The sequence below is a fragment of the Comamonas sp. 26 genome (assembly GCF_002754475.1).
Lineage (GTDB): Bacteria > Pseudomonadota > Gammaproteobacteria > Burkholderiales > Burkholderiaceae_C > Comamonas.
Window position 1 is genome coordinate 56188 of the sequence record NZ_PEFL01000003.1, and the last position, 18848, is coordinate 75035.

Below are 18848 nucleotides of genomic sequence, written 5' to 3' on the forward strand. Positions count from 1 at the left end.
CCGATGAAGACAAAAAAGGAGCGCATGGCGCTCCTGTGAAATTGCCTTGGAAAGACAAGATGAAATCAATCAGGCATCGCGCAACTCGCGGCGCAAAATTTTGCCTACAGGGGTCTTGGGCAGCTCGGTGCGGAAGACGATGTGACGCGGGCGCTTGTAGCCAGTCAGATTGGCATGGCAGTAGTCACGCACGATCTGCTCGGTCAGCGCCGGATCTTTCTTGACGATGACCAGCTTGATGGCCTCGCCTGATTTTTCGTCGGGCACACCGACCACGGCACATTCCAGCACGCCGGGGCAGTTGGAGACCACGTCTTCCACTTCATTCGGATAGACGTTGAAGCCGCTGACGATGACCATGTCCTTCTTGCGGTCCACGATCTTCACAAAACCGCGTTCATCCATGGTGCCGATATCGCCGGTCAGAAAGTAGCCGTCAGCCGTCATGGACTTGGCTGTTTCATCGGGGCGTTGCCAATAGCCAGCCATGACCTGCGGCCCCAGCACAGCCACTTCGCCAGGCTGACCCCATTCGGTCACCTCTTGCCCGTCGCTGCCCACCAGCTTGACGTAGGTGCTGGGCAAGGGCACGCCAATCGTGCCCGAGTAAGCAGTTGCCGTGACAGGGTTGCAGGTGACAGAGGGACTGGTCTCCGACAGGCCATAGCCTTCGCAGATGGGGCAGCCGGTCTTTTTAAGCCACAGCTCGGCCACAGCGCTTTGCACGGCCATGCCACCGCCCACCGAGACCTTGAGATGGCTCCAGTCCACCGTGTCGAAATCGGGGTGATTGGCCAGCCCATTGAACAGCGTGTTGACGGCCGGCAGGCTGTGAAAGCGGTGCCTGGACAACTCTTTCAGCGTCGCCTTGAGGTCACGCGGATTGGGGATGAGCACGGTTTTTCCGCCCGTGCGCATGGAGAGCATCATGTTCACCGTAAAGGCGAAGATGTGATACAGCGGCAGTGCGCAGATGCTGGTGGGCTGCTCGCCCGCAGGCACCTTTTTCATCGCCGGCTCGTTCCACGCTTCGGACTGCAGCACGTTGGCAATGATGTTCTTGTGCAGTAGCACCGCGCCCTTGCTCACGCCCGTGGTGCCGCCTGTGTATTGCAGCAATGCCATGTCGTCGGCCTTGAACACGGGGGCCGCAAAGTTGCCGCCGCGCCCCTTGGCCAGCGCGTCTTTGAAGCGCACAGCACCGGGCAGGCTGAAGGCTGGCACCATCTTCTTGACGGAGCGCACCACGTAGTTGACCAGCGCGCCTTTGAGAAAGCCCAGCTCGTCGCCCATGGCGCACAGCACGATATGCTCAATAGCGCTGCCATGCATGCCGTCTTGCAGCGTCTTGGCGAAGTTCTCGATGATGACGATGGCTTTCGCACCCGAGTCCTTGAGCTGGTGCTCCAGCTCGCGAGCGGTGTAGAGCGGGTTGACGTTGACGACCACATAACCGGCACGCAGCACCCCCGCCACTGCCACCGGATACTGAGGAATATTGGGCATCATCAGCGCCACGCGGTCGCCGCGCTGCAGGCCCAGCCCCTGTAGATAGGCGGCAAAGGCCTTGCTCTGCGCATCAACCTCGGCAAAGGTCAACTCCTTTCCCATAAAGGAGTAAGCGACCTTGTTGGCATGCTTGGCAAAGGCCTCCTCCATCAAGGCCACCAGCGATGGATACTGGGACGTATCAATGTCCGCAGGAACACCCTCCGGATATGCATTCAGCCAAGGACGGTCACTCATTCATCTGTCTCCGTGTCTTATCGTCTGATCAGACTATTCTGATAAAAAGCACGGTCGTTCGGTAGTCTCGTAACCCCTTAGAGAATTGCGTAAAAGTCATTTCCAAAAACAAAAAGCCCGCAAGAACCAGTCCTGCGGGCTTTAAGTATTTCAAGCCTCTAGCGCTTATCAATCAAGCGCAATTAGCTATCAAAACTGTAGTCTTACTTGACCAGCTGAGCCAGATCGCCAGCAGCGTACTTCTTGGCCATTTGATCCAGGGTGTAGCCCTTGATCTTGGAGCCCTGGCCTTCGCAGCCGAACTCGATGTAGCGAGCCTTGCAGACCAGCTTGGCAGCTTCACGGGCAGGCTTGAGCCATTCGCGGGCGTCAAACTTGTCGGGGTTCTCGGCCAGGAACTTGCGCACAGCGCCGGTCATCGCCAGACGGATGTCGGTGTCGATGTTGATCTTGCGCACGCCGTACTTGATGGCTTCCTGGATTTCCGACACGGGCACGCCGTAGGTTTCCTTCATCTTGCCGCCGAACTCGTTGATGATGGCCAGCAGCTCTTGAGGAACGGAAGACGAGCCGTGCATCACCAGGTGGGTGTTAGGGATGCGGGCGTGAATTTCCTTGACGCGGGAAATAGCCAGAATGTCGCCTGTAGGGGGGCGGCTAAACTTGTAAGCGCCGTGGCTGGTGCCGATGGCGATCGCCAGAGCGTCCAGTTGCGTGGCTTGCACAAACTGAGCAGCTTCTTCGGGATCAGTCAGCATCTGGCTGTGGTCCAGCTTGCCGACAGCGCCGATGCCGTCTTCTTCACCGGCTTCACCGGTTTCCAGGTTACCCAGGCAACCCAGTTCGCCTTCAACCGTGGCACCAATCTGGTGAGCCATGGCCACAACCTTCTGAGTCACTTCGATGTTGTATTCGAAGGAGGAAGGAGTCTTGCCGTCGCTCATCAGCGAGCCGTCCATCATTACCGAGCCGAAGCCCAGGTTCAGCGCGCCCTGGCAGATTTCAGGAGTCGTGCCGTGATCCTGGTGCATGACCAGAGGGATGTGGGGATACATCTCGGCAGCAGCCTGAATCAGGTGCTTGATGAAGGGCTCACCGGCGTACTTGCGGGCACCAGCGCTGGCCTGCAGGATCACGGGCGCGCCGACTTCGTCAGCAGCCGACATCACGGCCTGGACTTGTTCCAGGTTGTTCACGTTGAAGGCGGGGATGCCATAGCCGTTTTCAGCAGCATGGTCCAGCATTTCGCGCATCGAGATCAAAGGCATGGTGGGTTCCGTTCAAAATTTTGATAGGCAACGCCCCGGCGAGGGAATGGCTGTAGTGCCCTGCACAGCAGCTTGCGGCCTGAAGAATGACCAGGGCCACGCTTGGTAACCACTTGGTAACCCGTCATTTTAACCGGCAGACGGCATTTCCATGCGATAGCAGGTGGTGAAGCCTTGTGGTGCATCCGCCACCGCAAAGCGCCCGTCGTGGGCCTGCATGACGCGGCTGACGATTTCATGGCCCAGGTGCAGGCTGTCCACAGGCGGCACATGGGCAGGCGCGGCATCACGCCGCCCGTCATCGCAGACCTGCACCCATGCCAGACCAAGTGATGAATCACACCCGGCCTGCACCTCGATCTGCGTGCCCGGCGGCGTATGGCGCACCGCGTTTTCGACCAGATTGCGCAGGGCAGAATCCAGCAGCAGTGCATTGCCGCGCACCATGACGGACTCAGGTGCATCCACCGCCAGCGTGTCTTCGCGCAGCCATGCGCTCTGGGCCTGTGCAGCAGCCACATCACGCGCCACGGCAGCCCAGTTCACGGCCTGCAAGGGCGCATCCAGCATGCCGCGCCCAGCTCTGGCCAAGGTCAGCAGTTGGTCAAGCACATGCCCGGCATGCAAGGCATCTTGCCCAATACGCTGCAAAGCCGCCTGCATGGCTGCGTTATCGGTCTGCGGGCCAGACTTGAGAGCTTGCGCCTGCAAAGCAATGGAGGCCAGCGGCGTGCGCAGCTCATGCGCGACCTCGTTGGCCAGATTGCGCTCGCGCGCCAGTGCCTCTTGCTGGCGGTCAAGCAGCGTATTGATGGAGTTCACCATGGGCGACAGCTCACGCGGCACATTGGCATCTGATACGCGCTGATCGCGACTTAAATCGAGGGCTTCGACCCGCTGCGTGATCTGGTTCAGCGGCCGCATGCCCCGGCGCACAGCCACACCCAGCGCAATCACGATAATGGGCAGCAGCCAGAAGCCCGGCTCAATCATCTGCATGGCGATGTCATCAGCTAGGCTATCGCGCTCGGCCAGGTCAATCATCACTGTGACCTTGGCTTTTTTGTCTTGACTCCACTGGGTAAAGCTGCGCCAGGCCTTGTGCTCGGTTTCGCTAAGCGTGGCGAAGCCCTGATCGATATTGAAGTCCGGCAAAGGGGCCTGACCCGTGCGTGAAATCAGCAGGCCCTGAGCATTCCACAGTGCCACGCTCAGCGACTCCTGATAGTCGTGGGCGCGCAGTCCAGGCGGGCGTTGCGTCGGGGTTGTTTCCCGTACGGGCACGTCGTCCTGCACATGCCAGTTCAACGCCAGCGTTGCCACACTGGCCAGATGGCCGTCCGTCAGCTCATCGGCTTCCGTGACGCCCGTCTGGTAACCCCAGATGACAAAACTGCCCCAGACCAGCGCCAGCGCCGCCAGCACCCAGGCCAGCAGAGTCAGCTGCAATGAGCTGCGGCGCTTTTCGGTGGGCGCTGCGGCACTCATTCTTGCTCCTGCGGCATGAAGTAGCCCACTCCGCGCATGGTGACGATAATTTTCTGGCCCAGTTTTTTGCGCAGATGGTGCACATAGACCTCTACCGCATTGCTCTCCACCGTATCGCCCCAGCTGTAGAGATGCTCTTCGATCTGCGGGCGCGACAGCACCCGGCCGCGCGCCAGCAGCAAGGCCCAGAGCACGGCAAATTCACGCGGTGAGACCTCTACCTTCTGCCCCGCCTGCCTGATGATTCGGGCCGCCGGATCAACCTCAAGATCGGCATGGCGTATGACCGGTGATGCCTGACCGGCAGCGCGGCGCATCATGGCGCGCAGGCGGGCTTCCAGCTCGTCCATGTCAAAGGGTTTGACCAGATAGTCATCGGCCCCCAGGTTCAGCCCCGCAACCCGGTCCTGCACCTGATCGCGCGCCGTCAGAATCAGTACTGGCGTAAAGGCGTCGGGCAGTTGCGGCAGTCCGGGCCGGGCCACCTGCGCGCGCAAGCGGCGCACCACCTCGCTGCCGTCGCCGTCGGGCAGGCCGAGGTCAAGCAGTACGGCATCAAAGCGCTCTGCCGTCAGCGCGCCCCAAGCTTGCGCCACGCTGGCGCACACATCCACCGCATAACCGCGCTGCATCAAATTGCTGCGCAGGCCTTCGGCAATGCCTTCGTTGTCTTCAACCACCAAAATTCGCATGCCTGCATTGTGCGGCGCAAGCGAATATCCGCCAGCTTTGCAAGCACACCTATTTGCCGGAGGCTCCACGCCGCCCTGAGCCGCCACAAATTTGACATCACCTTTGCGGCATTTCGCCTTACCATCCAAGCACTTATCATTGCCACCGCCCGCTGCAGCGCCTTTATGTTCTTCTTCGATCGTTATCTGTTTGCTCTGATCAATGCCGACGCGCAAACCCCCTGGTTCAGCATCGAATTCGCGCGCCTGCTCTCGGCATGGGCTCCCAATATCAGCGCCATTCTCGTGATCATCGCTCTGCTATTTGGCTCACCGGCGGTGCGTCGCACAATGCTGCTGCTGCTGCTGTCCATGGCGACCGCCTGGCTGATCGCAAGACTCATACGCTGGGGCTTCCCAGCGCCGCGCCCATTTCAACTGAACCTGGGCACGCTGTGGATTCAGCATGGCGGGCGCGCCAGCTTCCCCAGCCAGCATGCCAGCGGTGCTTTTGCGCTGGCCATGGCGCTCAGTCTGGGCGTGACGCGCCACCGCAAGGCGCTGGTGGCTCTTGGCTGGACGGTGGCCATTGGCGTCGCCTGGAGCCGTGTTCACCTTGGCGTGCACTTTCCTTCGGATGTGATGGCCGGTGCGCTGGTCGGCATCAGCGCAGCCTTGCTCGTCTGGAATGCGGCTTTCTGGCTGCGCAGCCGACGCTATCTGCGTGTGGCGCCGCACATTAAAAAACTGCGTCTGCGCATCAAGGCCCAGTAAAAGCCAACGAGGCGAGGCAGGTGCCTGCCGCCTTAAGCGCTTGTTAAGAAGTGGTTTCTATCGTTGCGGGCATGCATTCGCCCTTTCGCAATCCCCCCTCAGAAACCACCACCTCACAGCTGCTGAGCTGGACCCTCATCGCCCTGGTCTGTGTCGTGGCCTGGGACTTCAGCGGGCTGGATCTGGCCATGGCGCGCTGGTTTGGCAGCAGCAATGGCTTTGCGCTGCAAAACAACTGGTTCATGGTCAACATCGCCCATGAAGGTGCGCGCAAGCTGGCATGGGCCATTGTGCTGGGGCTGAGCCTGATGATCTGGTGGCCGCTGGGTCTGCTGCGGCAAGTGCCTTATTCGCGGCGCATACAGCTGGTGGTTGCGTCTCTGGTCTCACTCATCGTCATGGCCGTCATGAAACGCATCAGCGCCACCAGTTGCCCCTGGGATCTGAGCGAATTTGGCGGACTGGCCCACTATGTCTCTCACTGGGCATGGGGAGTGACGGATGGCGGCGGCGGCCACTGCTTTCCGGCCGGTCATGCCTCGGCAGGCTTTGCCTTTGTCAGCGGCTACTTTTCCCTACGCCACACGGCAGCCCATGCCGCGCGCCTGTGGCTGGCAGCCGCTCTGGCAGCGGGCTTTGCACTGGGACTGGCCCAGCAAATGCGCGGCGCCCACTTCATGAGCCATACGCTGTGGACAGCATGGCTGTGCTGGACAAGCTGCTGGATCTGCGATCTGGCTGTGACGCGATACCTCACACGCCAGACCCGCAACGCAGGCGCTGCACCCAGCGCAGCCTACCCGGCCGACTGAAGAATCAGGCGCTATCAAAACAAAAGCTGCCAGCGCTTTATTGATAAGCGCTGGCAGCTTTTTTACTGGAAACCGGCACACCCCCAACAAGAGACATCCAGCAAGGGCAGCCCCACAGCAAGGATGTCGTACCCCTCCCGAGGAGAGAGGGGAAGGCGCGCCGCGCCTCAGGGTAACGTCAGTTACTCAACCCGGCAAATTTTGAGCATGTTCGTACCACCGGGCTGGCCCATGGGCTCGCCGCAGGTGATGGCGTACACGTCGCCAGATTGCACGATGCCGCGCATCAGCAGATGGGTCTTGGCCTGATCCAGAGCCGTATCGCGGTCAGCGCTGGTGTCCATCAGCAGAGGACGTACATTGCGGTACAGCGCCATCTTGCGCTGGGTCGCCAGACGAGGCGTCAGAGCGTAGATGGGGATGTGGATGCGGTGACGGCTCATCCACAAAGCGGTAGAACCGGAATCCGTCATGGCCACGATGGCCTTGGCGCCCAGGTGGTGAGCGGTGAACAGAGCGCCAATGGCAATGGCCTGATCGGTACGCTTGAACTGGCTGTTGCTGAAATCTGCATCCTTGACGCGGTCTTCTGCAGCTTCTGCAGCGGCGCAGATGGCGGCCATTTCCTGCACGGTTTCCAGTGGGTACTTGCCGGCAGCAGTTTCAGCGCTCAGCATCACGGCATCGGTGCCGTCCAGCACGGCGTTGGCCACGTCGCTCACTTCCGCACGGGTAGGCACGGGGTTGGTGATCATGGACTCCATCATCTGGGTCGCAGTAATCACCACCTTGTCCATGTCACGCGCCATGCGGATCATCTTCTTTTGCAGCGCAGGCACGGCAGCGTGACCCACTTCCACAGCCAGGTCACCACGGGCAACCATGATGCCGTCCGAGACCTTCAAAATTTCTTCAAGACGAGGAATGGCTTCAGCGCGCTCGATCTTGGCGATCAGGCCGGGCTTGTGGCCGTACTGGGCCGCTGCCACGTTGCACAGCTGGCGGGCCATTTCCATGTCGGTGGCGTTCTTGGGGAAGCTCACAGCCACGTAGTCAGCCTGGAAGGACATCGCAGTCTTGATGTCCTCCATGTCCTTGGCGGTCAGCGCGGGGGCCGTCAGGCCGCCACCTTGCTTGTTGATGCCCTTGTTGTTGGACAGTTCGCCGCCCAGCTTGACGATGGCATGCACGGCATCGCCACGCACAGCTTCCACCGTCATCACGATCAGGCCGTCATTCAGCAACAGCACGTCGCCGGGTTTGACATCGCGCGGCAGTTCCTTGTAATCCAGGCCCACGCCGTTGATATCGCCGGGTTCGGTGCGCGATGCGTCCAGCACAAAGCGGGCGCCGGGCTCCAACATGACCTTGCCCTCGGCAAACTTGCCGACGCGAATCTTGGGGCCTTGCAAGTCGGCCATGATGGCTACTTCACGGCCAGCACGCTTGGCGGCTTCACGCACCATGGTGGCGCGGTCCACGTGGTCCTGGGCCTTGCCGTGGCTGAAGTTCAGGCGAACAACGTTTACGCCCTCGCGCACCATTTGCTCAAGCAGTTGCGGATCGCTGGAAGCAGGGCCCAGTGTGGCGACGATCTTGGTAGCACGACTTACTTGCATGATGGAATGTCTCTCTCGCGATGGAATGTAATCGGGTTTCAATTCTTGCATGAATGCAGTTACATGAATGCATCATCAAAGGTGCTGTAACACATGACCTTTAGAGCACAGCTGCACAAAAATAGTAGCTGCTCGCGCCCGCCCCTGAATTGAATAAGATCAAATATGCGCTGAAACCTAGGTATTTCAAGCGCTTGCAGCTACTTTTTTAGAAGTGCAAGAGGGAGTTTCTAGCGAAAGAAGACATCCGTTGTGCAGCGCATCAACGACCGCGTCGAAACAGTTTTGCCCGGCGGGTTCAAATGCAGGAACGGGCGGATGCGTCGAAAGCGAAAAAGCCGCCAATTAAGGGTGGCGTCAGCGACTCTAAATCAGCCCGTGAGAGAGCAGATAAGTCACCAAGTGGGTCAGCATGGCTGACTCAAGGCCGTAGCGCCAGAACATGACGCCTGCAAGCAGGCCATAGACAATTTCACAGACCAGCAGTTGCGCCACGATGGCGGCAGACATGGTGCCCGTCACCGTCCAGCCCAGGTACACCGGAATGCCAGCCGACAGCAGAGCGGCAATAGCAATGGCCGACCAGCCAAGCAACCAGCGGGGGCGGCGTTTAGGGCTACCGAAGGCTTTCCACAGCAGCCACATGACCAGCGACAACATGCCAAAGCGCAGCAGCAGCTCTTCGGTAAAGCCGCCATAAAGAATCTTGGGCAGCAGCGGCAGGCCGTAGACCGGGTCGACAAACGACATGCTTTCGGGCCAGACCACCGCCAGCGTCACCAGCCAGGCAGCGCCGATCACGCCCCCAGCCACGCCCGGCAGGCTCAGCACACGCATGCCGCGCCAGGGTATGCGGCCCTCTACGACAGCATGGATCAACGGCGTACTCAAACCCACTTGCGGGCCCAGTTTCAGCCCTAGCCCTATGGCCAGCGCCAGCATGATGCCAAAGCCCATTACCGCAACCCAGCCCAGCGTCTCTGCAGACGCTCCGCCTGCCAGAGTGACTAGCCAGGCGGGCGGTGCCGTGTGAGCCAGAGCCACCGCGCCGGGCATGCCCATGACCCACAGCGCTAGTCCCATGCGCGCAGCGGGTAAAGGCTGGGTCGCAACAGGTAGCAGGACGCGTTGGGAGGTCAAGGGCATGGTGCGATCAACCTCGCAAATTAGCCACGCATCAGCGCTTCAATTTCATCCGCCTTGACGGGCACGCCTCGCGTGATGAGCTCACAGCCGCTTTCGGTGACGATGGCATCGTCCTCGATGCGAATGCCAATGTTGTGGAACTGCTCAGGCACGCCCGCAGCCGGACGCACATAGATGCCGGGCTCGATGGTGGTCACCATACCGGGCCGCAGGATGCGGCTGGGACGGTTGGCAATGGTTTCGCCCGAGATCGGGTCCTTGCGCTCGCTGACCACATCCAGCTCGGTCGGATCCACATAGCTGCCGCAGTCATGCACATCCATGCCCAGCCAGTGGCCGGTGCGGTGCATATAGAACTGAAAGTAAGCGCGCGACTCGATCACATCCTGAGCCGTGCCGTACTTGCGCTTGTCCAGCAAACCCAGATCGAGCATGCCCTGTGCCAGCACGGCCACGGTGGCATCGTGTGGGTCATTGAAGCGGTTGCCGGCCTTGGTGACGGCCACGGCCGCCTCCTGGCTGGCATGCACCAGGTCATACAGCGCGCGCTGCGGTCCGCTGAATTTTCCATCGGCCGGGAAGGTGCGGGTGATGTCGCTGGCGTAACCATCGAGCTCGCAGCCCGCATCAATCAGCACCAGCTCGCCAGGTCGCACGGGAGCTTTGTCGGCCTGATAGTGCAGCACGCAGGCATTGGCGCCGGCTGCCACGATGGAGCCGTAAGCCACATATTGCGAGCCATGCTGGCGGAATTCGTGCAGCAGTTCGGCATCCAGGTGGTATTCACGCACCTCTTCACCATTGCGAATCATGCGGGCAGAGCGCTGCATGGCGCGCACATGGGCACGCGCGCTGATCTCGCTGGCACGGCGCATGATGTCCAGCTCGTGCGCGTCTTTGACCAGTCGCATTTCATCGAGCAACGCACAGGCATCGCCTTGCTGAGTAGGACACAACACGCCAAAGCGCGAGCGGCCACGCACCTGACCCAGCCAGCCTTCAATCTGTTCAGCCAGGCCTTTATGCGTGGCAAACGGGAACCAGACCCGCTCGCGGTTTTCAAGCAGACGCGGCAGGCGTGCGTTGATTTCATCGCTGGAGAAAGCCTGATCCACGGCCAGCTTTGCCTTGGCCGCCTCGGGGCCGAGACGGTAGCCGGTCCAGACCTCGCGCTCGAGATCCTTGGGCTGACAGAACAGCACGCTTTTGCCATCGCTGGTCAGCACCAGACAGGCATTGGGCTCGCTGAAGCCGGTGAGGTAGTAGAAGTAGCTGTCGTGGCGATACAGATATTCGGTATCGCGGTTGCGGTGCAGCTCTGGGGCCGTGGGGATGATGGCGACACCGCCAGCGCCCAACTGGGCGGCCAAGCGTGCGCGGCGTTGAGCATAAACAGAAGTCATTGGCATATCGTACTGCTGCGCGGCCTGTTGCACATCAGCTTTGCGCTGAGAGCGTCAGTAATTGCGCATCAAAACACTGCTCGGTGTGCGTCAGTGAGGCGGTTGAATCATCGGGCACCACCGCCTCCGGCTGGCTGGCTTTCCAGCCCGACCACAGCAGGCTGCCGCCCGACAGAATCAGCAGGCCGCACACCAGCCATTCCACCAGTTTTTTGGGCAGCGCGGGCGGGCGCTTGGCACTCCACCAGGTCACGCCCGTCACCATAGGGAAGGCCAGAGCCGTCCAGCCCATAACGCCCCAGTTCAGTTGTCCTTCCACAGCCACCATGGCGGCGCGCAGCAGCGAGCAGGTGACGAACATGGCAAACAGGCAATGGCGCACCAGCATGCGATCAAGCGGCTGGCGGTAGAGGTGATAGACCATGGGTGGGCCGGGCGTGGCGAACAGGCCACCCAGCAAACCCGATGAGATGCCCGCAAACCACAGTGCAACAGGGCCAGAAGGCTTGTCCAGCGCTTTTTTCTGCATCAACAGCAAAAGCGCACACAGCACGATCACCACGCCCAGCAACATGCGCAAACCGTTCAGCGTATTGCCGCTGAGCCAGTGCAGCAGCAGCACGCCACCAATCACCCCCAGCACACTGCTGATGAGCATGGGTTTAAGCAGCGTCCAGTCCGCCTCAAAACGGTAGGCGCGCATATAGCTCACGCCATTGATGATGGACAGCAGACAGGCCACGTTGGCCGCATCGGCAATATTCATCAGGCCCGTGGCACCGGCCACACCCACAAAGATCAGCCCGAACGCAAAACCCGTGAGGTTCTGACAGAACGAGGCCAAGCCCACAAGGGCCATGAAAAAAACAATTTGCATGCACTCATCCGATGACGGCCATCCATGCAGCGGTGAAAAACGCACCCATCACGCCCGTCAGAAAGGGCAAAAGCATAGTCGACGCATGACATGTCCAGCATCCGTGCAACCCACAAGCAGCTCTCAAATTAATAGCTGAGAGCGCTTTATGCAAAAGCGCCAAAAGTACTTTCCATGCATCTATCAGCATGGTCTGCTGGCCCAAGCACAGCACTCATTGCCGACGCGACCCATGCCAGCACAGGGGTGCAAAGCTTTATGTTCTGGCATCTCCAAGTCCCATCCAATCTTCAACATCGCTTCCTGGGCACAGACCACTCTTTGCACTCATGAAATACAAAAGATGCCGCTTGATGTAAGGCTGTTGACGCATGAATCCATTTGAATACAATCGTTTTCAAGCTTCCGAGGATAAGCACCATGCCCGTACTCACCGCTTCAATGGAACCCCTGTCGGCTCGCATTCCCAGCGACATCTACCTGTGGCTGGCGCAGCTTCCCGTGGAAGGTGCCACCACCAATAGTGACAAGCTACGCGTGCTGCTGGGCCAACTCAAGCGCCAGCACGACGGAGCCATGGACTACCCCACCGCCCACGGTTGGGCGCGCGACATCACCGCCCCGCTTCGTGACGCCACCGTCCGCCTTGAGGGCAACACAGGTCGCAACTCCGAAGTCCTGAATCTGCTGCTGGAGCATGTGACCGCCAGTCTGGCCATGATCGTGAGCCACACCCCCGACAACGAGTCCCAAGCCGCCGAGCTGGAGGACATGCTGGTGCGACGCCTGTTTGGCCTGAGTGCCAGCCTGCTGCGCCAAGCGACCACTGAGAAAGCCCAAGCTTATGACCCGGCGGTCATCCGGCGGCATATGGGCGCAACCATCGAGCTGGCCCAAAGCATTCCCAACCCCGAAGGAGTATGAAATGGCAGATTCCCTGAAGACTCGTGTTGGCCGCGTCATCGCAGGCAGCGCCCATGCCTTGGTAGATCGACTGGAAAATCAAGCGCCGCAAGCGGTCATGGAGCAATCCGTTCGAGAAGTGCAAACCATCATTGGCGAAGTACGCTATGAACTGGGCCTGGTCAGCGCCAACCGTCACCTGACGCAGCAGCAGCACTCCAGCCTCAATGGTCAACATTCCAAGCTCGATGAGCAAACCCAGCAGGCGCTGGCATCGGGCCGCGAGGACCTGGCCCGTGCGGCCGTAGCTAGGCAGCTTGACATCGAAGCACAAATCCCGGTGCTAGAAACCGCATTGGCCGAGCTTGCGCGCAAGGAAGAAGAGCTGACTGGCTATATCGCCGCTCTGCTGGCAAAGCAGCGCGAGATGAATGATGCGCTGGAGAATTTCGTGCGCAGCCGTGCCGCCAGTGCAGCGCCCACCGCAACGCCCTCTGCCAATGCCCAGCAACGGCTGGAATCGGCCACCGATTCATTTGACAGACTCTATCAGCGCCATACCGGCCTGACGCCCACTGGCGTCGGCGCAACCCTGGATCAGGCTGCAAAGCTGAAAGACCTGGAAGAGCTGGTGCGCCAAAACAAAATCAACGAGCGGATGGCGCAACTGCGCAACAACCAATCGTGAGCCTGTTCACCACCCCCGAGACCCTGCCTTTTGGCGTGGCCTTCGCCATGATCGTGGGCATTGCTCTGATCGAAGGTGTGGGCATTCTGGCTGCCATGAGCCCCAGCCACCTCATCGATAACCTGCTGCCTGACGTTCACGGCGACTCGGGACTAGACCGCATGCTGGGCTGGTTGCACCTGGGGCGCGTGCCGTCGCTGGTGTTGTTGATCCTATTCCTGGCGGGCTATGCACTGTTCGGCTTCGGTCTGCAAATGGTGGCTCATGGTCTGATAGGCCACTATCTGCCCGCCTGGCTGGCGGGACTGCTGGCAGTGCCATCAGGACTGGCCACGGTGCGTGGCCTTGGCGCACTGGTCGCACACATCATTCCTCAGGATGAGACCAGCATCGTCAGCGAGCAGTCTTTGCTAGGCCGAGCGGGCGTGGTCTCCGCAGGCGCTGCACGACGCGGCCTTGCCGCCCAGGCCCGTGTGCGCGATGCCCATGGCCGAACTCACTATCTGATGGTGGAGCCGGACATCGACAGCGATATCTTCGAGGAAGGTGCACAAATTCTGGTGGTACGCAAGATCGGTGCCATCTACCGCTGCATCGCCAACCCGCATCCTTCGCTGCTGTGAGCAGGCAACCACCTTTTCCAAAAGCATTTACAACCTGACCTGGGGGAGTTCGCAAAATATGAACAGCATGAGCAATTTGGCAGACCTGAGCCTGATGACCATCATCGCCCTGGTGGCGCTGCTGGCCATCGGCATCATCTTCGCGCGCTTGTACAAGCGCTCAACCAAGGAAATCGCCTTCGTGCGAACCGGCCTGGGTGGGCAAAAAGTCATCATGGATGGCGGTGCCATCGTGCTGCCGATATTCCACGAGCGTGTGCTGGTCAATATGAACACCCTCAAGCTTGAAGTCCAGCGTCGCGAACGCGAGAGCCTGATCACCAAGGACCGCATGCGTGTGGACGTCACCGCCGCCTTCTTTGTGCGCGTCAAACAAACCGAGGAAGCCGTTAGCATCGCCGCGCAGACACTGGGCACCCGCACCATGAGTCCAGATGAACTCAAGGCACTGGTGGAAGACAAGTTCGTCGACTCGCTGCGCGCCACCGCCGCGACCATGACCATCCAGGAGTTGCAAGACATGCGCCGCGACTTTGTGCAGGCTGTACAGAATGCAGTCGCCGAAGACTTGGAAAAGAACGGACTGGAGCTGGAGTCCGTCTCACTGACCAGCCTGGACCAGACCGACAAAAAGTTCTTCAACCCCGACAACGCCTTTGACGCCGAAGGCTTGACGCGACTGACCGAGCAAACCGAAGCCCGCCGCAAGCAGCGCAACGATGTGGAGCAAGACACCGAAGTGCAGGTACGCACCAAGAACCTGGATGCCACACGCCAAAAACTCACGATCGAGAAAGATCAGGAATTTGCCACCCTATCGCAACAGCGCGAGATTGAAAACACGCGCGCTGAGCAGTCGGCATTGATTGCCACGCAACTAGCCGAACGCAGCCGTGAAGCCGAAGCCGCCAAGATCGAGGCGGAGCGCCTAGTGAGCCAGCAGCGCATCGAAGCCGAACGGCAAGTAAGCCAGCAACGCATTGAAGCAGACCGCGAGATTCGAGCCTCCGAGATTGAGAAAAATCTGGTGATTCAAACCCGCGAAATCGAGCTGGAGCGGCATACAGAGACCAAACGCGCAGAGCAGCGCAAACAGGTCGAAATTGCCCGCCAAGACACACAAATCGCGATCTCCACCAAGTCACGCGAGCAATCTGACGCCGACGCCGTCGCCAATATGGCGCGCGCCGAGGCCGTGAAGGCCGAAGAAGCGGTGAACACCGCCCGTCAGGTCGCAGTCGCCGAGCGGGAAAAGAACATTCAGCTGATCGAGGCCTCCAAGGAAGCAGAGCAGAACGCCATCTCCGTCAAGGTGTCGGCGGCAGCAGAGAAAGAAGCCGCAATGGATCGCGCCGAAGCGCTGACCATTGAAGCCCGCGCCCGCCAGGCCGCAGCACTGGCAGAAGCCGAAGGCAAGCGCGCTATCAATGAGGCACTCAACACCTTGTCAGCGGCCCAGATCGATCTGCAGGTGCGCACGCAGCTCTTGCAGCAATTACCTTTGATCCTGTCTGAGGCCGTACGCCCCATGGAAAAGATCGACTCCATCCGCATCGTTCAAGTGGCAGGCATGCCCGGCGGCGCAAGCACGACGGGCCAAGGCAATGCAGCTCAAGGAACATTTCCGGAGCAGGTCATGAACTCGGCCCTGCAATATCAAATCGCCAAACCTATCGTCGATGCGGTGATGAAGGATGCAGGCCTATCCAATGAGGGCATTACCGGCATGGCCCAGAGCTTGGCGGGCATGCTCTCCACGCAAGAATCGGCAGCTACTTCGTCCGCCTTGCTCCAAGGGTAAATCTGCAAGCCCGCTGGCTCAGCGCTTCATTGGTTGAGTTGCGCCAGTCTCTCGGGCGTGCCCACATCCACCCAGCGGCCGGTGTAGAGCGATGCGCCTACACGGCCATCCGCCATGGCGCGACGCAGCAGCGGGGCCAGCGGAGCGCGCAAGCCTTCAGGGTTTCCGGGATGTACCTCAAACCAGGGCTGCGCAAACAGCTCTGCTTTCAGTAGCGCGATGGTGCTGTAGGTGTAGCGCGGGCTGGCGTCATCTGCGGGCAGGTCGAGTGCCTTACCGTCTTCACTCAAGCCAAAGTCGCCGCGCAAGTTGTGCGCGGGGTTGGGCACCAGCCACAGGTGGGCCAATTCATTGCTTTGCGCAAAAGCCTGCGCAGCATCGGCAGAAAAAGTGAAGTCTGGCGCATACACATCGCCAGCCGCCAGCCAGAAAACATCACCTAACTGGGGCAAGGCGCGGCTGATGCCGCCTGCGGTTTCAAAGGCTTTTGCAGGCTCGGCTGAGTAAACAAGCGATAGCTGCTTGCGCTCATCCCCATTGCCTTGCAGCACAAATTGACTACCAAAGTGGGCAGGAATTTGCTCACCCAGCCAGCCAGTGTTGATGACGGCGCGCGACACGCCTGCGGCTACCAGCGACTGCATGTGGTGCTGCAGCAGCGGCACGCCCTGCACTTGTAGCAGGGGCTTTGGCGTGACATCGGTCAGCGGCCGCATGCGCTCGCCACGGCCTGCGGCCAAGAGCATCACTGGGGGTTGAACAAAGGGAGAAGTGGTGGTTTTTGCAGTCATTCGCGCTCAGTTTTCAGACGGACTTTTCAACAAGGCTACTGCCCGTTTTCTGAATAGCACTGTAGAGCATTGACCCGTACGCCGCCTGCGAAAACTCACCCTCCATTAAAATGATGGGCTTAGCAGAATTACACCCTCCTTTTGGAGCGCCCTGATGGCCAACACTCAACAAATGGCGAATGCGATCCGCGCACTCGCAATGGATGCCGTTCAACAAGCCAACTCCGGCCACCCCGGCGCCCCCATGGGCATGGCCGATATGGCCGTTGCGCTGTGGAGCCGCCACTTGCAGCACAACCCCGTGAACCCTCACTGGGCTAACCGCGACCGCTTCATTCTGTCCAACGGACACGGCTCCATGCTGATCTACGGTCTGCTGCACCTGAGCGGCTACGACCTGTCGATCGACGAGCTGAAGAACTTCCGCAAGCTGCACAGCAAGACCGCAGGCCACCCCGAAGTGGGCGTGACTCCCGGCGTGGAAACCACCACCGGCCCTCTGGGCCAAGGCATCACCAATGCCGTAGGCTTTGCACTGGCTGAAAAGCTGCTGGCTGCCGAGTTCAACCAGCCCAAGCACGAGATCGTGGATCACCACACCTTCGTGTTCATGGGTGACGGCTGCCTGATGGAAGGCATCTCGCACGAAGCCGCTGCTCTGGCTGGCGCCTGGAAGCTGAACAAGCTGATCGCCCTGTGGGACGACAACGGCATCTCCATCGACGGCAAGGTCACTCCCTGGTTCGGCGACAACACCCCCGCCCGTTTTGAAGCCTACGGCTGGAACGTGATCAAGGGCGTGGACGGCCACAACGTGGACGCCGTGGACGCCGCCATTGCCGCCGCCAAAAAGAGCGCCGACAAGCCCACGCTGATCTGCTGCAAGACCCACATCGGCAAGGGCTCGCCCAACCGCCAAGACACGGCCAAGGCTCACGGCGAGCCTCTGGGTGCTGAAGAAATCGCTCTGACCCGCACCGCGCTGGGCTGGACTGCTGCGCCTTTCGAAATCCCTGCCGAGGTCTATGCTGACTGGAACGCCAAGGACCAGGGCGCCAAGATCGAAGCCGCATGGGACAAGAAGTTCGCTGCCTACACAGCCGCCTTCCCCGAGCAAGCAGCCAACTTCACACGCCGCATGGCGGGCAATCTGCCCGAAAATTTCGGTGAAATCGCCGCCAAGATCGCTTCCGACGCGCATGACGCCGGTGCCACCGTGGCCAGCCGCAAGGCCAGCCAGCTGGCCCTGGAAGGCCTGACCGCTGCGCTGCCCGAACTGCTGGGCGGCTCTGCCGACCTGACAGGCTCCAACCTCACAAACACCAAGTCCACTCCCGCTTTCCGCGTGGACGACAAGGGTGCCGTGGTCAAGACCGAAGAAGGCCAGATCGGCCGCCACATCAACTACGGTGTGCGCGAGTTCGGCATGGCCGCCATCATGAACGGTGTAGCGCTGCACGGCGGCTACATCCCCTACGGCGGCACCTTCCTGACCTTTGCCGATTACAGCCGCAACGCCATCCGCATGGCTGCGCTGATGAAGCAACGCGTCATCCACGTCTTCACCCACGACTCCATCGGTCTGGGCGAAGACGGCCCCACCCACCAGTCCATCGAGCACGCAGCATCCCTGCGCCTGATCCCCGGTCTGGATGTGTGGCGTCCCGCTGACACCACAGAAACTGCCGTGGCTTGGACCGTGGCACTGAGCCAGAAGAACAAGCCCACAGCCATGCTGCTGAGCCGCCAGAACCTGGCTTACTCGCCCAAGAGCGAAGACGCGCTGGACAACATTGCCTGCGGCGCTTACGTGCTGAGCGAGCCCAAGGACATTGGCTTCAAGAAGAAGGCTCAGGCCATCATCATCGCTACCGGCTCCGAAGTGCAACTGGCTCTGGCTGCCCAAAAGCTGCTGGCCGAGCGCAAGATCGCCGTGCGCGTGGTCTCCATGCCCAGCACCACCACCTTCGACAAGCAGGATGTGAAGTACAAGAAGGCCGTGCTGCCCGCCGGCCTGCCCCGCATCGCCGTTGAAATGGGCGTGACCGACTTCTGGTGGAAGTACGGCTGCGCCGCTGTGGTCGGTATCGACACCTACGGTGAGTCCGCTCCTGCACCCGTGCTGTTCGAGCACTTCGGCTTCACGCCTAAAAACGTGGCTGACACCGTGCAGGTCGCTCTGCAAAACGCTGCCAAGTAAGCGCAAAAGGGGCCTCGTGCCCCTTTTTTCTGGCTGAA

At 60.4% G+C, this 18848-nt stretch carries 16 protein-coding genes; 7 read left to right on the top strand and 9 right to left on the bottom strand.

Annotated elements, in window-relative coordinates:
• Positions 1-69: 69 nt before the first annotated feature.
• From CLU84_RS18455 to CLU84_RS18470, 4 genes are all read right to left on the bottom strand, one after another.
• The gene (locus tag CLU84_RS18455; RefSeq protein WP_099739202.1) at positions 70-1746 is read right to left on the bottom strand and encodes a long-chain-fatty-acid--CoA ligase; all 1677 of its coding nucleotides are present in this window, start codon (positions 1744-1746) and stop codon (positions 70-72) included.
• Positions 1747-1949: 203 nt separating this feature from the next.
• On the bottom strand, positions 1950-3014 hold the full coding sequence (gene fba / locus CLU84_RS18460) for a class II fructose-bisphosphate aldolase (RefSeq protein ID WP_099739204.1): 1065 nt from the start codon (positions 3012-3014) through the stop codon (positions 1950-1952).
• A gap of 129 nt (positions 3015-3143) precedes the next feature.
• Positions 3144-4502 carry a histidine kinase dimerization/phospho-acceptor domain-containing protein gene (locus tag CLU84_RS18465; RefSeq protein ID WP_099739206.1) on the bottom strand — a complete coding sequence of 453 codons (1359 nt, stop codon included), beginning with the start codon at positions 4500-4502 and terminating at the stop codon, positions 3144-3146.
• The gene (locus CLU84_RS18470) at positions 4499-5194 is read right to left on the bottom strand and encodes a response regulator transcription factor (protein ID WP_099740037.1); all 696 of its coding nucleotides are present in this window, start codon (positions 5192-5194) and stop codon (positions 4499-4501) included. The genes CLU84_RS18465 and CLU84_RS18470 overlap by 4 nt, the downstream gene beginning before the upstream one ends.
• A gap of 165 nt (positions 5195-5359) precedes the next feature.
• Between CLU84_RS18470 and CLU84_RS18475 the strand changes: the two genes are divergently transcribed.
• Entirely contained in the window at positions 5360-5947 is a 588-nt protein-coding gene (locus tag CLU84_RS18475) for a phosphatase PAP2 family protein (RefSeq protein WP_099739207.1), read from the top strand.
• A gap of 71 nt (positions 5948-6018) precedes the next feature.
• Positions 6019-6759, top strand: coding sequence for a phosphatase PAP2 family protein (locus tag CLU84_RS18480; protein ID WP_099739209.1), 741 nt, complete (start codon positions 6019-6021; stop codon positions 6757-6759).
• A gap of 182 nt (positions 6760-6941) precedes the next feature.
• Here CLU84_RS18480 and pyk read toward each other — a convergent pair whose 3' ends face one another.
• The 4 genes from pyk to CLU84_RS18500 form a co-directional block, all read right to left on the bottom strand.
• A complete protein-coding gene (gene pyk, locus CLU84_RS18485) occupies positions 6942-8378 on the bottom strand; it encodes a pyruvate kinase (protein ID WP_099739211.1) in 1437 nt (478 codons plus the stop codon).
• Positions 8379-8744: 366 nt separating this feature from the next.
• The gene (locus CLU84_RS18490) at positions 8745-9524 is read right to left on the bottom strand and encodes a CPBP family intramembrane metalloprotease (protein ID WP_099739213.1); all 780 of its coding nucleotides are present in this window, start codon (positions 9522-9524) and stop codon (positions 8745-8747) included.
• 20 nt (positions 9525-9544) lie between these two features.
• Entirely contained in the window at positions 9545-10927 is a 1383-nt protein-coding gene (locus CLU84_RS18495; RefSeq protein ID WP_099740038.1) for an aminopeptidase P N-terminal domain-containing protein, read from the bottom strand.
• A 34-nt stretch (positions 10928-10961) separates the two neighbouring features.
• Positions 10962-11804, bottom strand: coding sequence for a sulfite exporter TauE/SafE family protein (locus tag CLU84_RS18500; RefSeq protein WP_233210306.1), 843 nt, complete (start codon positions 11802-11804; stop codon positions 10962-10964).
• Between the two features lie 420 nt (positions 11805-12224).
• Here CLU84_RS18500 and CLU84_RS18505 point away from each other — a divergent pair, with 420 nt between their 5' ends.
• The 4 genes from CLU84_RS18505 to CLU84_RS18520 all read left to right on the top strand — a co-directional run bounded on the left by CLU84_RS18505 (position 12225) and on the right by CLU84_RS18520 (position 15819).
• Positions 12225-12728 (top strand): hypothetical protein, encoded by a 504-nt coding sequence (locus CLU84_RS18505; protein ID WP_099739215.1) that lies wholly within the window; start codon positions 12225-12227, stop codon positions 12726-12728.
• A 1-nt stretch (position 12729) separates the two neighbouring features.
• Positions 12730-13395, top strand: coding sequence for a PspA/IM30 family protein (locus CLU84_RS18510; RefSeq protein WP_099739217.1), 666 nt, complete (start codon positions 12730-12732; stop codon positions 13393-13395).
• On the top strand, positions 13392-14018 hold the full coding sequence (locus tag CLU84_RS18515) for a YqiJ family protein (RefSeq protein WP_099739219.1): 627 nt from the start codon (positions 13392-13394) through the stop codon (positions 14016-14018). The genes CLU84_RS18510 and CLU84_RS18515 overlap by 4 nt, the downstream gene beginning before the upstream one ends.
• A 67-nt stretch (positions 14019-14085) precedes the next feature.
• Positions 14086-15819 carry a flotillin family protein gene (locus tag CLU84_RS18520; RefSeq protein ID WP_099740040.1) on the top strand — a complete coding sequence of 578 codons (1734 nt, stop codon included), beginning with the start codon at positions 14086-14088 and terminating at the stop codon, positions 15817-15819.
• A 26-nt stretch (positions 15820-15845) separates the two neighbouring features.
• Here the strand turns inward: CLU84_RS18520 and CLU84_RS18525 are convergent, their stop codons facing one another.
• Positions 15846-16610 (bottom strand): nucleotidyltransferase family protein, encoded by a 765-nt coding sequence (locus CLU84_RS18525; protein WP_304441943.1) that lies wholly within the window; start codon positions 16608-16610, stop codon positions 15846-15848.
• A 154-nt stretch (positions 16611-16764) separates the two neighbouring features.
• On the opposite strand from CLU84_RS18525, the gene tkt reads away from it, so the two are divergent.
• Positions 16765-18810 carry a transketolase gene (gene tkt, locus CLU84_RS18530; protein WP_099739223.1) on the top strand — a complete coding sequence of 682 codons (2046 nt, stop codon included), beginning with the start codon at positions 16765-16767 and terminating at the stop codon, positions 18808-18810.
• The last annotated feature ends 38 nt before the right edge of the window (positions 18811-18848 follow it).

Excerpts from the sequence above, each read along its gene's own strand:
- CLU84_RS18455 (WP_099739202.1), bottom strand. The coding sequence starts at position 1,746 with ATGAGTGACCGTCCTTGGCTGAATGCATATCCGGAGGGTGTTCCTGCG.
- fba (WP_099739204.1), bottom strand. The coding sequence starts at position 3,014 with ATGCCTTTGATCTCGATGCGCGAAATGCTGGACCATGCTGCTGAAAAC.
- CLU84_RS18465 (WP_099739206.1), bottom strand. The coding sequence starts at position 4,502 with ATGAGTGCCGCAGCGCCCACCGAAAAGCGCCGCAGCTCATTGCAGCTG.
- CLU84_RS18470 (WP_099740037.1), bottom strand. The coding sequence starts at position 5,194 with ATGCGAATTTTGGTGGTTGAAGACAACGAAGGCATTGCCGAAGGCCTG.
- CLU84_RS18475 (WP_099739207.1), top strand. The coding sequence starts at position 5,360 with ATGTTCTTCTTCGATCGTTATCTGTTTGCTCTGATCAATGCCGACGCG.
- CLU84_RS18480 (WP_099739209.1), top strand. The coding sequence starts at position 6,019 with ATGCATTCGCCCTTTCGCAATCCCCCCTCAGAAACCACCACCTCACAG.
- pyk (WP_099739211.1), bottom strand. The coding sequence starts at position 8,378 with ATGCAAGTAAGTCGTGCTACCAAGATCGTCGCCACACTGGGCCCTGCT.
- CLU84_RS18490 (WP_099739213.1), bottom strand. The coding sequence starts at position 9,524 with ATGCCCTTGACCTCCCAACGCGTCCTGCTACCTGTTGCGACCCAGCCT.
- CLU84_RS18495 (WP_099740038.1), bottom strand. The coding sequence starts at position 10,927 with ATGACTTCTGTTTATGCTCAACGCCGCGCACGCTTGGCCGCCCAGTTG.
- CLU84_RS18500 (WP_233210306.1), bottom strand. The coding sequence starts at position 11,804 with ATGCAAATTGTTTTTTTCATGGCCCTTGTGGGCTTGGCCTCGTTCTGT.
- CLU84_RS18505 (WP_099739215.1), top strand. The coding sequence starts at position 12,225 with ATGCCCGTACTCACCGCTTCAATGGAACCCCTGTCGGCTCGCATTCCC.
- CLU84_RS18510 (WP_099739217.1), top strand. The coding sequence starts at position 12,730 with ATGGCAGATTCCCTGAAGACTCGTGTTGGCCGCGTCATCGCAGGCAGC.
- CLU84_RS18520 (WP_099740040.1), top strand. The coding sequence starts at position 14,086 with ATGAGCAATTTGGCAGACCTGAGCCTGATGACCATCATCGCCCTGGTG.
- CLU84_RS18525 (WP_304441943.1), bottom strand. The coding sequence starts at position 16,610 with ATGACTGCAAAAACCACCACTTCTCCCTTTGTTCAACCCCCAGTGATG.
- tkt (WP_099739223.1), top strand. The coding sequence starts at position 16,765 with ATGGCCAACACTCAACAAATGGCGAATGCGATCCGCGCACTCGCAATG.